Raw genomic sequence first — 16,444 nt, forward strand, 5'->3', positions numbered from 1 at the left:
TAGGCGCAGAGGAGGAAGTCGCACTAAGTAATGAGTGCTCCGGTAAACCTACTCCGCTGCCGATGCTAAACGCATAGGCGCAGAGGAGGAAGTCGCACTAAGTAATGAGTGCTCCGGTAAACCTACTCCGCTGCCGATGCTAAACGCATAGGCGCAAAGGGTTTTGGGGAAAACGCCACTCCCATCTGTCATTGCGAGGGGCGCGTAGGGGCAGCACGACGCGCCGCCTGCGCCCCGAAGCAATCCCCCCTTCAACGCACACAATCCACTATCGGTTAGGAATAGCACAAGGGACTTACTCGCAAAATAGTATAAAAACCCTATTGCCTGCTCCATAGATGAACTGGTACATTACCCCTATAGATTGCGCTAATCTAGTGATGGAACTCGGGAGCTACAACTCATGCGTCGATCTTTGCTCTTGTATCCGATCCTCGTTTGTCTTCTTGTCTTGCTGTCACTGCCGGCCAACGTTGTTGCTCAATCGGAAACGCCTCAAGCTCAACCGAGCACTATCTTCATCCCCCTGATCATCCGCACGGTGACATACCCGCCGCTCTCCTCCAACTGGTTAGAGCGGGTGAACGCCTATCGAGCGCGGGCCGGAGTGCCGTCGGTCACTGAAAGTAGCGAGCTCAACAGCAACTGCTGGGAACATGCACGCTATATGGCCGAAAATAACCAAATCACCCACAACCAAGACCCAAACAAGCCCTTTGCCTCGCCCACCGGCCAGATCTGCGCGCAAAAGGGCAATGCGTGGATTGGATGGGGCAACAGTTGGCAGCCCGCTGACGCAATTGATAGCTGGATGCAATCGATTGGCCATCGCCTCTGGCTGCTCTACCCCACCACGCCAACCCTCGGGTTTGGATTTTACACCACTGCCACCGCAAAATGCAGGGTGAATAACGTGAACTGGCACTGCAACGGCGCCGCGCTCGATGTTCTCTCTCACTTTAATTACAGTGCTGATGCTGATTACCCCGGTTGGCCGGTGCGCTACCCCGGCATTGACCAAACCGATGTGCCGGCGACGCAATATCCGATAACATTGCAATGGAGCTACTTTGGCAGTACGCCGGTGATCAACAGCACAGATCTGCGCGTTGTTGGCGGCAATGCGATTCCGCATACCAGCACAACTAACCTGCCAGTTGGTCATAAAGGGATCGCCGTCACCCCTACCGTCAATTTGCCTGCCAATAGCCTGATCGAAGTATCGATCAGCGGATCGTATGATGGGCAACCGTTTACCTACACGTGGCAGTTCCGCACCGGGAATTGACGAGACGGTCAATGACACCCCAATCCTACCCAGTTGAGCATGCTTGAGTATGGGCGAGTGGCGCAAACTGATAGCATATTGCCCAGCTATCCCAAACATCTATCCTCGCACCAAACCGCTCAACTTGCACTCCGCCAAACCCATGGTATAATAGGCCGCCCGTATTGCTCCGCCACGACCCGCGGCGCATAAGGAACGAGGAGCATGAAGAATAGAATTATTCCAATAGCCCTGTTGCTGAGTCTTGTGCTGATAGGTGCATGCAGTTCGGCGGTGGCAAATGAACCGGTACCGTCGCCACAGCCAACTGTCCCCCAGTTCCAATTGGTAACGAAGACACCAACACCATCGGCCGTCCCAACGCTACCGCTTCTTGCCACTCCTGAATTGACAGCTACACCGGCAGAAACTGCAACTCCTGAACCCACCGCCACACCTGAACCAACCCCAACGCCAGAACTGATTACTGCACCACTCGCCGTTCCACGCGGTTCGGTGACCAGCCGACCTTTCGCCGTGATGTACGACAACCATCCCAATGCTTACCCGCAAACCGGGATGGACGGAGCGGCCATCGTGTTCGAGGCGTTGGCCGAGTTCGGCATTACCCGCTATATGGCCATCTTTATTCCCGGTATCTCACCTGATATACCGGTGATCGGCCCGGTACGCAGTGCTCGTCCATATTACGTCGAGTGGGCCAAAGGGTTTCGAGCGGTGTACGTGCATGCCGGCGGCTCGCCCGAAGGCTTGTTGTTGGCCGAAACATCTATCGAACTGATCAATATGGACGCACTACGCGGCAATGCCAGCGGGTATTTCTATCGCACCCGCGACCGCAGCGCGCCGCACAACCTGTATACCAATAGCGCCAATATCGCCAAGTTTGCTACAGCGAATGATCGGCCAGTGGAAGGATTAGCAGAGATCGGTTTTGTCTATTCACCCGAAGCTCCAGCCGAGGCCCGTCCTGGCAGCCAAGAGTTACGCTACTTCTTTATCTATCGCGAAGCAGCCGTAGGTTGGCGCTATGACCCGGCAACCAACAGTTATCTCTATTTCCGTGGCAATCGTCCGCACATCGATGCTGCCACCGGTGCGCAGTTGCAGTTCAAGAATGTTGTTATTCTCGAAGTGCCCGAACGCCCTATCCCCAACGATCCCAAAGGGCGCATCGAGCAAGATGTGATCGGCGAAGGACCGGCCCGTATCTTCCGTGATGGCCGTATGATTGAGGCTACATGGCGCAAGGCAGCCGGCTATGCCCAGCTCTACTTTGTGGATGCAGACGGTAACGAAGTGCCGCTCGCGCCAGGCTCGGTCTGGATCGCCGCTATTCCCGACCTCGCCAATCTGACGGTTGAGGGCGGGCAATAACATGTATCCACCGAAGATGTATCCACCGGAGCCAGTTGCTCCGGCGGAATTGGGCGGGTGCCGCACGCATGTTGGCTCTGTCGCCAAACTTACACCGAACTCTGTGCCCCGTTGCATAGTAAGCGGCACCCCGGCAGACGCAATCGCAAATAAACCCGCTGTGGGGAAGGCAGCTCCTGATGAGCTGAGCCACCCCACCTAGTGACGGCAGCCCCGCGTCTGCCCGGCTCGTAAGCCGTATGCCGTCAAAAGGAGGTATCACCCTATATGAGAGATCGTATCGTTCGTCGCGGCTTGATTGTCGCTGTGCTAGTGGTCCTCTCAACTGCCATCGCCCATGTGCAAGCCGCTCCTGCTGCCTCGCCGCCCACGCAGTCGGCTGTTGCTCCTACCTACCGCATCTTTGCCACACGCGAGGGTCTCGTCGGTCGTCGTACAGCAAATGGTCATATTATTCAACCACGTGATCGGTTCGTGGCCTTACCATGCTGGTGCGTCCTTTCCCCAAAAGGGACCGACAAATTTAAAGTACGCCTTACGTACAATGGGCGCTCCGTCGTCGTTCCCGTCTGGGATGTCGGGCCATGGAATACCCGTGATGACTATTGGAATCCTAACCGACGTTACGGCGATCTGCCAGTTGGTATGCCCATGGCAGAAGCGGCCTACTTCCACGGCTACAACGGTGGCCGCGATGAGTGGGGTCGGCGGATTACCCTCCCCAACGGAATTGATATTGCCGATGGCACCTTCTGGGACGATCTTGGCATGACCAAAAGTGATTATGTTTATGTCACCTTCCTCTGGCTTGGCGAAGACCCTGGTCCCGGAGGTGCAGTTGAAGTTGGCAACGGTGAGTATACCGACGATCTAGCACAGACGATAGTGACTGCACCCGAAGGTGCGCTTACCGTCGATAACACCGATACCACCTTCAATCCGATCGGTACGGATTGGTACGAAGAACCGTGCGGTCTCAACAAGCAACACCAATGGACATACTCGACGACCGATCCGGCAAAAGCGACGACTGCAGCCACATGGCAAGCACCGAATCTCAGTCCCGGCTTTTATGAGGTCAAAGCGTACATTCCAGCATGTGGCAATTCGGCAACAACCAGCGCCCGTTATCGGATTAGCCACGCGGGCGCGACGACAGAGGTCACACTCGATCAACAGGCGGCTGCCGGTCAGTGGGCATCGCTCGGTACCTACTACTTTGGCGGTCCTGCTAATGAAACGCCCCAGATTTTCTTAAGCGATCTTACCAATGATCGTGGGTTAGCGGTGCGCTACGATGCTATTGCGTGGGAACCACGTACCGATACGACACCGCCGGACACCCAACTCATCTCGATTTCACGTGCCGGCAACGGCTTTCAGGTCCAATGGGGTGGCAATGACGATCTCACCGGCGTTGCCAGTTATGATGTGCAAGTGCGCCTCCTCCCCGACGGGGGTTGGACAGATTGGAAACGCGGAACCACTGAACTAAGTGCGTGGTTCGGGCCAGATGAAGGCAAGCAGTTTGCGTTCCGGGTACGCGCCCGCGACTGGGCCGGCAATGTCGAGCCATGGGAAGAGGCTGCTACCGCCGATACGACCAATCTGCCCTAGGTGACAGCAGCCCGTAGTGCATCATTTGCATTGAGACATAGTAACGGGACACAGCGTTGCTGTGTCCCGTTCATATTGTGATGGTTAGCTTATACCAACGTGACCTTATTCGGCATCCTGCAACGCCGCGACACCGGGCAACACTCGCCCCTCGAGCAATTCGAGCGACGCCCCACCACCGGTGCTAACGTGCAACATCTTCTCGGCCAGCCCAGCCTGCTCGACGGCGGCCACGCTATCACCACCACCAACAATCGTGATCGCACCATTTGCCGATGCTTCGGCCATCGCCTGCGCAATCGCGCGTGTCCCGACGGCAAACGGTTCTAGTTCAAACACGCCCATTGGTCCATTCCAAATCACCGTGCGCGCCGCTCGGATCTCGGCACTATACAGCTCAATTGTCTTTGGCCCAATGTCAAGGACACGCCAACCGGACGGAATCGCGGTCACCTCAACCACCTGGCGCTGGGCATCGGCGCTAAACGCATCGGCAATCACCACATCGACCGGCAACAACAACCGCGCATCCCGCTCTTCAGCTTTCGCCATCAGTTGCTGCGCAACCGGTACGCTTTCCGGCTCAACCAATGAGTCGCCGAGATTCAACCCCTTCGCCAGCAAAAAGGTATTGGCCATCCCGCCACCGATCAGCAACGCATCTACTTTGCCTAGCAGATTGTCGATGACGCCGATCTTGTCGCTGATCTTCGCGCCACCGATTACCGTCACAAACGGACGTTGCGGATTGTTCAGCGCACCACCGATGTACGTCAGCTCTTTCTCCATCAAGAAACCGGCGACAGCCGGCAGATAATGCGCCACTCCCTCTGTACTCGCATTGGCGCGGTGGGCGGCGCCAAACGCATCGTTTACAAACACATCACCGAGCTTCGCCAACTCGGCAGCCATCGTCGGATCGTTTACCTCTTCACGCGGATCAAAGCGGGTATTTTCGAGCACCAACACTTGACCCGGCTTCAGCATCGACACCGCTGCCTCGGCTGCCGAACCAGTAATTGCTTCGGTCTTCTTGACTTCGGTTGCTTCCGGGAGCAACTCGAAGAGCCGTTCAACCACCGGACGTAAGCTGTACTTGGGATTAGGCTTACCTTTGGGACGCCCTAAATGGGACATCAAGACAACTTTAGCACCATGCTCGAGCAAATACCGGATCGTCGGTAATGCTGCGCGAATACGTGTATCATCGGTGATTTGCCCCTGATCATCGAGTGGCACGTTAAAATCAACTCGCACAAGCGCACGCTTCCCGGCCCAATCCACGTCGCGGATGGTCTTCTTGTTCATGCGCATTCCTCCTTTTTCGCCATCTAACGGCACACTGCCATTGTAACACAGCCCCTACTTACCAATGCAGAACCGGCTGAAGATCACATCGAGCAAATCTTCACCTACCGTCTCACCCGTGATCTCACCAAGCGCATTGGCCGCGCCGGTGAGATCAGCCGCGAGTAGATCGGTCGCTGCATTGGTATTGAGTGTTTCTTGGGCAGCGCGCAAATATTCGGCAGCACGTCGTAATGCAGCGCGGTGCCGTGGGTTACTGACCAGATGGGTCGCTCCCACTGCCGGTAACGTTCCACCTAAAAGGGTTGTGGCTATCTTCTTCGCCAACTCGTCGATCCCATGCCCATAACGCGCCGAACAAGCGGCTACCGCAACCCGATGCGGATGTTCAGGCGCTGTCGGCGGTGGAATCGCCGGATCGTCACATTTGTTCCAGACGATGATCGTAGGCTTATCAGCCGTGGTCGTGAGCATTGCCTCATCTTCGTCGGTCAACGGTTGCTGAGCATCGAAAACCAAGAGGGCCAGATCGGCACTTGCCAAAGCAGCCGCTGCCCGCTCAACCCCGATCTGCTCCACCGGATCGGTACTGGTCCGCATCCCCGCCGTGTCGATTAACACCACCGGCACACCGGCCAGATTTGCAGTCTCTTCTAACGTATCGCGCGTTGTACCGGGAATAGGGGTCACGATTGCCCGCTCAACTCGTAAGAGAGCGTTGAGTAAGCTTGATTTACCAACGTTAGGCCGTCCGACCAACGCCACTCGTGCCCCGTTCCGCAAGACGATTCCTTGCTCGGCACTCGCTAATAGTCGCTCGACCGTCGCCAAGGCCTGGGCAATAGGCGCTGTCACGGCTTGCGGTTCAATCCCCTCTTCGGGGAAGTCGATCAGGGCGGTGATATAGGCCAGCGGTTCGAGCAACGCCGCCCGCGCTGCCCGTACTTCGCGCGCCAACCAGCCACCAAGTTGGGCCTGCGCCACCGCCAGCCCCGCACTCGTTTGTGCCCGGATAACATCGAGTGTCGCTTCGGCTTGACTCAGATCGATCCGCCCATTGAGAAAAGCGCGCATGGTAAATTCGCCGGGATTGGCCAACCGTGCTCCGGCAGCCAACGCTGCTTCGAGAGTCAACTGCACCGGCAACGCCCCCCCATGACACGAGATTTCAATCACGTCTTCGCGGGTAAAGCTGTGCGGAGCAGCCATAAATGTCAGTAACGCCTCATCGATCACGTTACCGTCCGGCCCAATCACGTGACCATAACGCACCCGATGACTCCGCAACCGTCCTGGCCGTATCGGTCGAAAGATCTTTACGGCAATCGATTGAGCATCCGGCCCACTTAACCGTATAATGCCAATGCCGCCCTCACCCGGCGGAGTTGCAATCGCTGCAATCGTGTCACTCATTGAGGTCCTGTGCGTCTGTTAACTACCCTTTTCCGCTTGATCACGCTCTTAAATACTCTTGCTACCTTGAGCGGCTTGCGTGGTCTCTCATGGAGCGAACGTCTCGCTCTACCATTAACCATCTTGATCTGGCGCCAACCGGCTGCCGGTTGGCGATCACATCTGTTACTCATCATACCGGCACTCGTAGGCCAGCTCATCCTTGCCACAGCCCGCCGCCGTGATCTCGATCCACGTCGACGTTTGTACCCCGGTCGGTACCCAGATCGGGTCATTACCCGTCTTGACCTACCGGCTCGCCACGGTCCGGTACCGGCACTCCATATTGTGCCACGCGGCGGCGCCACCACTGCAATATTGGTAACGCACGGCTCCGGCTGTGACAAAACCTTTTACGCCTGGCGATTAGTAGATGCGTTAATCGAGCGTGGGATGGCGGTGGTGTTGATCGACCTCGATGGGCATGGCGAAAGTCCACGGCCACAAGCCTATCCGCAGATGGTTGAGAGTGTCGCCGATCCGCTACGATGGTTACAACAGCGCTACGAGCGGATTGGCGCAATCGGTATGAGCCTCGGTGGCGCCGTTCTCGCTCGCGCCGTTGCCGACGGCACACCGGTCGATGCGTTAGCGCTATGGGAGGTCCCGCCACGGTTACGCCTAAATAGCCGTGAATATCGGCAGGTACAAATCCGCGAAGCCCTCGCGATTACCCAACTACGACTGCTCCACCTCTTCACAGACGGGGCAATCGACCACGTGATACGGGCATGGCAGACGAGTGGCATTCGTGCAACCATTGGTACGTGGGATTTATTCGACGCTCTTAACCTACCGGACAGCCTCCACATCCTTGGCCGGCATCATACACCGCTGTTGTTAGTCTACGCCGGACGCGATGCAGTCGTCCCGCCAGCAGCCGCTGCCGAAGTTGCAGCTCTCACTGCCGGCTGGGCCGAATACCATTACTTGCCTTTTGCCAGCCACATCTCGCTGCCGATCGATCTTGCCTGCATCAACCTCACCGCTGATTGGCTACAACAGCGGCTGAACCGGCTCACCAATGCCGCGAATTCACCGGACTATCGCCTAACGCGGGGCTAGAATGGCATCGATCAGACCATATTCTACGGCCTGCGATGCCGTCATATAAAAATCTCGACTGAAATCGGCCTCTAACCGCTCGACCGTCTGACCGGAATGTTTCGCCATAATCTCGCGCAGCAATCGCTGTAGGCGCAACATCTCGTCTACAGCAATCTGTACATCTGGCGCATACCCCTCGACGCCACCGCCTGCCGGATGCGAATGAATTGTCGCATGCGGCAACGCAAACCGTTTTCCTTTTGCTCCTGCACAGAGCAACACCGTTGCCATACTCGCTGCCCGACCTACGCAGACAGTACAAACATCGGGAGTCACTAACTGCATCGTATCATAGATCGCCAATCCGGCCCGAATCACTCCGCCGGGGCTATTAATATACATCCAAATATCACGTTCAGGGTCTTGCTGTTGCAACACCAATAATTGTGCCACTACTGACGAAGCTAACTCGTCATCGATCGACTCACCGATAATGATCACTCGCTCCTTCAACAACCGTGAGAAGATATCCCAACTGCGCTCGCCTCGGCTAGTACGCTCAACAATTGTTGGTACCGGAATAGAAGGCATCACACTCCTCTTTCTGGACTATCAATCAACAGACAACTGCCGTTTATCTGCTTCGATTGCCGTTTTAAGGTTGCTGCACGCATCGCAATCTCGTAAGGCTGTTGATATTGGGCCGGCGCGACCGGCACTACGGCAATCGAGAGACTGAGTAACGGATAGCGACACGGATGTCCTTGCCGGTCATGACCGAAGATATAGCCCCGTTCTCGATCCTCTGCCGAATAAAAATAGGGTATAGTCGCATCAAAGCGTTCGATCACCGCTTGACCGATCCGCTGCAATCGTTCGATAGTTGTCACCAGCACAAAATCATCACCACCGAGATGGCCTAAAAAATCCTCAGCTCCCCCTTGCCAATGTACTACATCGGCCAACAGCCGGGCAGTGTGCAAAATAATCGCATCACCCTTAAAAAAACCGTAGTGATCATTATACCCCTTAAAATTGTCAAGATCGACATAGCCGACAGCAAATGGTTGCTTCCGAGCGAGCCGCTCGCGAATAACCTGTTCGATCACTACATTGCCGGGCAAGCGTGAAATCGGGTTCAAACTGCTCTCTCGCTCACTACGACGCAAGATCGAGCGAATGCGGGCCATTAACTCAGCGGCGCTACAAGGTTTTACTACATAGTCATCAGCACCGAGTTTCAAACTGCGCACCTTTTCATCAAGTGCGCTAACTGCCGACAACAGTATCACAGGAGTCAATCGTGTTTTCGGTGTTGCACGCAAACTTTGCAATACCTGCAAGCCATCACCATCAGGCAACAGCCGATCGAGAATGATCAGGTCGAAAAACTGCTCGGTAATTACACGCAGTGCAGTTGCTCTATCGGATGCGGTTACCACCACAAAGCCGGCATCGGTAAGCTGCTGACCAAGGATCATGCGAATGTCCGCCTCATCATCAATCAGCAGGATGCGAGGGAGACCTCGTTCACCATGATGAGTAGCAAGCAACCGTTGGAGTTGATCCAGTAACGGCTGCCGCACATCGATCAGCGGTATGCCCCTAACCGGCGGTATGTCGTAACCCACAAGGGCCACCACAATATCGCGCGTCTCCGGATCGGTCCGAGCAATTTGCCCACACATCACCGGCTCAATATCTCGTACATCATTGGCAATCACCAACAGACGGGGCCGTCGTTGCCGTGCCAGATCAAGACCATGCGCCCCGGTTTCCACCCGTTCTACTTCCCAACCAGCAGCCAATAACACATTTGTCAATTCATCGAGTATGCCCCCACCCACCAGCACGGCGAGATCCATGCTCGTCGTTTTCATCACCGGTGAGGGCGACGATGAGCGTGCTGAACCTTGAGCTACCTCAATCGGTACCCGCACCACGATAGCATAGTCTTCAACATCAACATGCCTAGCCAACTGTTGCCCAAACTGCCGCAAACGTTCAGTCGAGCGTTGCAACGCAGCAATTAAATTCACCAATCGCTGATCATCACTCTGACCATAATGATGAGCAAGCAACTCAACCGCACTCTGCAACGCCGTTAGCGGTGATGCAAACTGGTGAATGAACTTCTCCACTTCAGAAGATGGCCTACTCATTGGCAACCTCATTTGCTTGAATAACCGACGTAATAATCGCAATCAGCCGCTCCGCAGTTGCCGGCTTTTCCAAGAAGCCTCGTGCGCCGAGTGCAAACGCTTGTTCTCTTGCATCAGGACCTAGATCATTCGCAGTTAACACCACAACCGGAATAGTGGATGTTGTTGGATTAGCCTGCAAACGCTGTAACACCTCTAACCCATCCATTCCCGGCATCCGCAAATCGAGCAAAATCGCATCTGGCCGGACATGCTGCACTAAATCAAGCGCTTCTGCACCATCACTGGTAGATAAGACACGCATCTGATGGCGTTGTAAAATCCGTACTAACACCGGACGCACATTCGGATCATCATCAACCACCAACACCAGCGGTTGTGGCTTCATAATTTGACGCCGGACAATCGTTGCAACGTCGTCAACTGAACGATCAAACGAAAGGGTGATCACATCACGCGGCAGATTCGTAACCGGCTGGTCACTAATAACGATCATGGGGATCAGGGAGTAGAGCACAATCGCGCGAATTTGAGCCACCAGGTCGCCTAAATCACCAGAATCGATCACCACGATACAAGCCGGTTGGCGTGCAGGCAAGCTCTTGATCAGATCGCGAATATCTATCTTGGCAACTTCCCACTCAGTCGTAACGTTCAGAGCTGCATACAGCTTCTCCGTCCAGGGATGATCGGTGCTGACAATCACTATCAAAGGCGGCCGGCTCTCAGACGACGGTGGTTGCAACTTCGCCAGCGGCAGAGTAAAGTTGAAGATACTGCCTTGCCCCGGCTCACTCTGAACCCAAATCTTGCCACCGTGTAGTTCGACCAACTCTTTCGAGATTGCCAAACCAAGACCGGTGCCACTCCGCTCACGGTTATTTGCCTGATTAAGCTGACGAAACTTCTGAAACAAGAACTGCTGATCGGTATGTGGAATGCCGGGACCCCAATCACGCACACTGAAGCGAACGACCGATGTCTCGTACACAACGCTTAACAAAACGCGCTGGCCTTTGGACGAAAACTTGATCGCATTAGACAGTAAATTAACCACTACCTGCACAATTCGATCCTGATCGGCGTCGACGAACGGCAGATTAGGCGGTACATCGAGAGCAATCGTCACGCCGTGCTGACGGGCAAATGAGGTCAATTCTTCAACCGCACTCCGACAGATCGCGAGCGGTGATACCGGTTTACGCTGCAACTGCAACTTTCCCTGCTCGATCTTGTTCACATCAAGAATATCGTTTACCAGGCGGATCAAGCGCTGCGTGTTATTCAATGAAATTTGCAGCATCGTCCGCACTTGCGGCGGCAAACGATCCCCTAAACCGGTTTTGCCCCGCTCGTCATCTCCCAGCACTAATTGCAACGATCCTTGAACACTGCTCAGCGGTGTGCGCAATTCGTGCGATACTATCGAGATAAATTCATCTTTCAAACGCTCAATTTCCCGCTCACGAGTAACATCACGGAAGATCAGAATCCGACCAAGATACTGCTCACGGCGATTGATAACCGGTGCCGAAAAGCAATGTAGCCGACGTGACTTAGGATAGACGACTTGAAATTCTTCCCAACCACGATCGGTCTCTGAACCGAGCAATTGCCCCAACCAAAACCCGAGTCGCACACTATTCGCAAACACACGACTAAAGACGAGAAGCAGATCATCGTATGATTTTTCCTTGATATCCGCTTCGGTAATACCGAAAAAATAACAGGCGCGCCGGTTGATTATCACGACCCGCCGCTGACGGTCAAGCACAACGATACCATCGTTGGTTGTCTCAACCACCGCTTGCGCTCGATCCAGCTCAATTTGCAACTGTTCAAACAGGCGCGCGTGTTCAACCGCGATCCCAATTTGTCGGACAAGAATCCGTAGCCATTGCCATTGTCGCTCATTAAAACTGCTCCCCGGCCATGGAATCAGTTGTACCACACCGGCTTGCCAACCGCCGGCAACCATCGCGAGCGTAAGCATTCCATCAAGCGCATATGAACGCATAAAGGCATGCAATGGCGCATACTGGGACGAAACCGTTGGATCGGCAACCAGATACGTGATGTCACTCCCAGACTCAAAGAGCGATGTAGCCAATGCATGGGTATAACCCGCCAAGGTTTCATCACCCCATAGACGATGAACGATTGTCGCTAATGGCGTCGGGAGCGATCCGGTTGTCACCCGCTTTAACGTCAGGCTATGCGTTGCATCGTCATATAAATACAGCGCACCCGCTGCCGCACCGACCGTTTCAATCAATTGACTCAAAGCGACTTCAACTAATTGATCTAAGGGAGGATTGTAAAGTAGTGATAAACCGTCAATAACATTCAGTGATGAACCATCATTCTGTTGCACATCACCGGTATGGGCAAGGATTGATCGTGCATATCCAGCATCGTCAACCAGAAATTGCAAAACACTAACATATTGCTCCGCCACCGGTTCTACCCAACCACAAATGCACAATGCCTGAACTTTTCCATCATCAACGAGTGGTAATATAACAATTTGAACTGGTGGTTGGATAGGCCAAATTGTGTTCGTCAACGCCGACGCCAGCGGTGTCGATTGCTGCCCCGGTGTGAAAACAATCGGTTGACGGAGTAACAGTAAATCGTGCTGTAAATAGTGTGGGATAGTAAAGGTTTCTGGAACCGGTGAATCTGGCGTAATTCGATCAACAAACAGCTTGAATTGACACGTTTCAGGCACAAACTGATAAATCAGGGCAACATGCGCTGCCGTCAAACTCCGTATCCCATCAAGCAATACATGCCATACCGCTTCACGAGAAGCGGATCGATACATTTGTCGGCATAATACCGCTAACAACCAAAATTGCTTAGAATCACGCACATCCGCCAATACGTATTCACCTGAAACAGGTATCTTAATCGAACCCGACCTTAGGTACCTGCTAAAATTGTCCGAACTTCATCAATAAGTTGGAAAACGTTGAATGGCTTCTCAATCAACCCCCGTACCATTGGTGGTAAGTCTTTTAGAGACAAACTACTTTTTGGCTTGGCTGTCAGAAGCAAAATTGGTATCTGTCGCCACACAGGGTGATCTTGGATACGTTCACACAGCTCCAAACCATCCATCTGCGGCATCATTACATCGATAAGCAGTAAATCGAATGTATCATTGGCAAGCCGCTCCAGCGCCTCGTATCCATTATTCACAACAGTGACGGTATGACTTTCGTCTTCAAGCACCATTTTGAAGATGAGCTGCAAATCCTCCTCATCTTCGGCCAGTAGAATCTTCATACTCATGCTCTTCCATCAAAAGAATTTGACGAGCAACTTCCTCAATCGCCGCTCGTTGTTTACGGTAAAAATCCGACTCACTCATCGCCAAGCGATTCGCCACGTCTCGTACCGTCTGACGACGTAAAAACCGACCTTCGAGTAAATTATACAATAGCCATTCCTGTGCTGTGGGATCAATCTGATCATCAGGCCGTAGATTAGCAATCGCTTGTCGCAACACCGTCTGCAACGCTTGGGTCGGACTTCCGCCTTGCTCGGCCAACACGCGCCGCACACTGCGCAAACCGATCAGCGGACTTTCAGCCAGCTTCGGCCCACCCCAAAACTGGGTCAAGGCCTCTTTTACCAACTGTGAAAACTCTGGATGTAATACGACATCTTCATCGAGTGTAGTCAGGGTCAGCGGAGTCGTCTGTTCCAACCGTGAACTCAACCGCTGCAACGATTGCATCTCAGGGGCTAAACCGCGTAACGCATCAAAAATCTGACGTTGCATCTGGGCCGTTGTTAGCGCTAGCTCAATCTGATGAGCTAATCCGGCCACCATGCGTCGCATCTCGAGTGAAGTGCCACCATTACGTCGCAATTGATCGGTCGTTGCTTCAAGTCCAATCGCCCCCAGAAACATTCCATCAGGACTACGCAATGGTAGTAGGCAAAATGAACCGACCACTAAGAACGAGCCGCTATCCAAACTCGCACTCGCATCGTGTGGCATCGCCTCTAATCGTGGAATAAGATCGCCGATTGGATGTTCACTGACTAACCGACGAACCTCGCGGCGCGATCCCCAGATTGCCTTGATACTAAATCCATCTTCTCCTGGCGCAATAATAAAACCGGTCTTCACCTGCAAAGGAGTACAAATCGCAACCAACGAATTCTCGAGTAATGTTCGTAAATCGGCCCGCGTAAACACACTGCGCGGTAAATTACGTAAGTAATCGATTTCAGCATGATCTTGGCGATAAATTAAGGCGTCGAGGTACGGTTTTACCTGCGTGACAAAGATCGGCATCAAGACCGTCATCACCATAACACCAAAAGTGATCAGGGTTTCCGCCGGCAAGCCTAACATTTGTGCCATTACCGGCACAGCCTGAATAAACAGAATCGTCGCAATGCCAACAAACGGCCCGTACAACCACCAGCGCACGAAATCTTGTTTGATCAAGCGCTCAGGAATAAGCACACCTTGAAATGCTACCGAATACGTCATCACTGTAATCATTGCAATGACGATCAGGCTCGCTAACGCTTGGAGCATGAGGATAACGCTCACCGGTAGCATACTTGGTGAGGCCACCAGCAAAAAAGGGAACACACCAATACCAGGAGCAGCGAACGTTGCCCCTAAATAGCCCAATCGCCGCCGCTGTGAAGGCGTTAACGCCACGCGCCGTACCATCAGAATTGCCAGCAAGGCCGTCCCCATCGCAATGATAAAGAAGATAACGTAGAACCAAAAGAGCGGCCCAGCTTGAAATTGTGCAATTGGCCCACTTGGTATCCCGGTGTGAATAACCAGATTTGTACCAAGAACCACGAGCAAAAAGATGATAAAACTACTCAAATAGGCAAAGTAAACGCTACGTCGCCAGCGTTGGGCGATGGCGTTAGCATTACCAAAAGCTAACAAAGCATTAGCAAAGTGGATATACCCCGCCGGTACCAGGACTATTCCGAGCCATTGTGCTCGACCTAAAAACTCAATGGTGGCCGGACGCTGGGCACGAGCTAACAAGAGATCACCACTATACGCAATGATTACACCTGCTAACAAAACACTGAGCGCACGCACGATGTCACTACGCCAGTTCTGTAAAATAATGTATGACAGCAGTGAAAAACTGACAATCAAAACCGCAGCAAAGAGAATTTCATTGATGCGTTCAAGAAAAGGTACCATATCGGTGTAGCTATGACATATCTAAGCGATCGAGCTGTCGCTATTAACGGTAGCATGGTTAGTCTGAATTATACCATGATAGGTAGCAAAAACCGGTCATCAAAATATTATGTCTATTAAACACAGAAGGCCTGTATGTTATAATCGAAGGTGCAGAGTAGGTTAAAACCAGAGAATGTACCATGCGACAGCTTCCCAATTTACTCGGCCTTTTTCGCATTCTTACCACGCCATTGCTTGCGTGGCTCATTCTTGTCGCGACACCAACCGCTTATGTAGGAGCGGCTTTTTTGCTGCTCATCATGGCACTCAGCGACATGGCAGATGGCCGCTTAGCCCGTCATCTCAAAGTTGTCTCACCACTCGGTATCTTTATCGATACGATCAGCGATAAGATCTTTGTGGCCGGTGTCATTATTCCAATGATCGAGGTCGGTCTGTTGCCGGCATGGGTCGCACTCGCGATAATTATCCGCGAATTTGTTGTCTCCGGCCTCCGTTCTTTTGCTGCTGCTGAAGGGGTGGTGATTTCGGCACGTCGCTTTGGAAAACAGAAGTTGGTGATTACGGTCGTAGCCCTGATCTGGCGACTATTAGCGGCCAACGCCGAAACCGGCGGCTTCCTTGGTCAATTCGCCGGCGGAATATTGATACCAATCTTTAATCTCTGGGTTGTATCGATGGGGTTAGCACTCGTCTGGACGCTGGGATCGGGAATCGAATACTTGTGGCAAGCATGGCCACTCTTGCGCCGCGGTTGGGCTCCCACGCCATCGGGGCGATAACCAGTAGTTAAGTCACCCCGACGTATAACTGTACCCCTCCCTACCCGCAGCACTGGTTCGCCGAGCGTATCGCGCCTACCAAGCAGTGAATCCACCGCCGTACCGGCCATGACGCTTGCGGGTGGCTTGTCCCTACCCTTCCCAAACACACCACGAGGGCAGTCGTGCGACTGCCCTCGCGTGGATTTCGGTTGGGGGGTGCGTG

At 53.5% G+C, this 16,444-nt stretch carries 12 protein-coding genes; 5 read left to right on the forward strand and 7 right to left on the reverse strand.

The genetic code is table 11. The features are described from left to right. The first annotated feature begins 403 nt into the window (after window positions 1-403). The 3 genes from ACP5OT_RS12825 to ACP5OT_RS12835 all read left to right on the forward strand — a co-directional run bounded on the left by ACP5OT_RS12825 (window position 404) and on the right by ACP5OT_RS12835 (window position 4,282). Window positions 404-1,288, forward strand: coding sequence for a CAP domain-containing protein (locus ACP5OT_RS12825; RefSeq protein ID WP_424676829.1), 885 nt, complete (start codon window positions 404-406; stop codon window positions 1,286-1,288). Between the two features lie 204 nt (window positions 1,289-1,492). After that, window positions 1,493-2,665 carry a DUF3048 domain-containing protein gene (locus ACP5OT_RS12830; RefSeq protein ID WP_424676830.1) on the forward strand — a complete coding sequence of 391 codons (1,173 nt, stop codon included), beginning with the start codon at window positions 1,493-1,495 and terminating at the stop codon, window positions 2,663-2,665. Window positions 2,666-2,932: 267 nt separating this feature from the next. Further along, window positions 2,933-4,282 carry a hypothetical protein gene (locus ACP5OT_RS12835; RefSeq protein WP_424676831.1) on the forward strand — a complete coding sequence of 450 codons (1,350 nt, stop codon included), beginning with the start codon at window positions 2,933-2,935 and terminating at the stop codon, window positions 4,280-4,282. 105 nt (window positions 4,283-4,387) lie between these two features. Here the strand turns inward: ACP5OT_RS12835 and ACP5OT_RS12840 are convergent, their stop codons facing one another. Continuing rightward, complete coding sequence (locus ACP5OT_RS12840; protein ID WP_424676832.1) at window positions 4,388-5,590, reverse strand: phosphoglycerate kinase; 1,203 nt, start codon at window positions 5,588-5,590, stop codon at window positions 4,388-4,390. A gap of 54 nt (window positions 5,591-5,644) precedes the next feature. Continuing rightward, the gene (mnmE, locus tag ACP5OT_RS12845) at window positions 5,645-7,003 is read right to left on the reverse strand and encodes a tRNA uridine-5-carboxymethylaminomethyl(34) synthesis GTPase MnmE (RefSeq protein ID WP_424676833.1); all 1,359 of its coding nucleotides are present in this window, start codon (window positions 7,001-7,003) and stop codon (window positions 5,645-5,647) included. Window positions 7,004-7,012: 9 nt separating this feature from the next. On the opposite strand from mnmE, the gene ACP5OT_RS12850 reads away from it, so the two are divergent. Next, window positions 7,013-8,107 (forward strand): alpha/beta hydrolase, encoded by a 1,095-nt coding sequence (locus ACP5OT_RS12850; RefSeq protein ID WP_424676834.1) that lies wholly within the window; start codon window positions 7,013-7,015, stop codon window positions 8,105-8,107. On the opposite strand, the gene ACP5OT_RS12855 is transcribed toward ACP5OT_RS12850, so the two are convergent. From ACP5OT_RS12855 to ACP5OT_RS12875, 5 genes are all read right to left on the reverse strand, one after another. Next, complete coding sequence (locus ACP5OT_RS12855; RefSeq protein ID WP_424676835.1) at window positions 8,093-8,680, reverse strand: ATP-dependent Clp protease proteolytic subunit; 588 nt, start codon at window positions 8,678-8,680, stop codon at window positions 8,093-8,095. The genes ACP5OT_RS12850 and ACP5OT_RS12855 overlap by 15 nt on opposite strands. Next, window positions 8,680-10,251, reverse strand: coding sequence for a response regulator (locus ACP5OT_RS12860; RefSeq protein ID WP_428132319.1), 1,572 nt, complete (start codon window positions 10,249-10,251; stop codon window positions 8,680-8,682). The genes ACP5OT_RS12855 and ACP5OT_RS12860 overlap by 1 nt, the downstream gene beginning before the upstream one ends. Next, the gene (locus tag ACP5OT_RS12865) at window positions 10,244-13,078 is read right to left on the reverse strand and encodes an ATP-binding protein (RefSeq protein ID WP_424676837.1); all 2,835 of its coding nucleotides are present in this window, start codon (window positions 13,076-13,078) and stop codon (window positions 10,244-10,246) included. Before ACP5OT_RS12865 ends, ACP5OT_RS12860 begins: the two co-directional genes overlap by 8 nt. A 98-nt stretch (window positions 13,079-13,176) precedes the next feature. Then, complete coding sequence (locus tag ACP5OT_RS12870) at window positions 13,177-13,542, reverse strand: response regulator (RefSeq protein ID WP_428132322.1); 366 nt, start codon at window positions 13,540-13,542, stop codon at window positions 13,177-13,179. Next, window positions 13,517-15,454 carry a histidine kinase N-terminal 7TM domain-containing protein gene (locus tag ACP5OT_RS12875; RefSeq protein WP_424676839.1) on the reverse strand — a complete coding sequence of 646 codons (1,938 nt, stop codon included), beginning with the start codon at window positions 15,452-15,454 and terminating at the stop codon, window positions 13,517-13,519. The genes ACP5OT_RS12870 and ACP5OT_RS12875 overlap by 26 nt, the downstream gene beginning before the upstream one ends. A gap of 182 nt (window positions 15,455-15,636) precedes the next feature. On the opposite strand from ACP5OT_RS12875, the gene ACP5OT_RS12880 reads away from it, so the two are divergent. After that, window positions 15,637-16,239: a CDP-alcohol phosphatidyltransferase family protein gene (locus ACP5OT_RS12880; RefSeq protein ID WP_428132324.1), complete on the forward strand. Its 603-nt coding sequence runs from the start codon at window positions 15,637-15,639 to the stop codon at window positions 16,237-16,239. Window positions 16,240-16,444: the final 205 nt, after the last annotated feature.

This window comes from Chloroflexus sp. (assembly GCF_049970315.1).
Taxonomy (GTDB): Bacteria; Chloroflexota; Chloroflexia; order Chloroflexales; family Chloroflexaceae; genus Chloroflexus.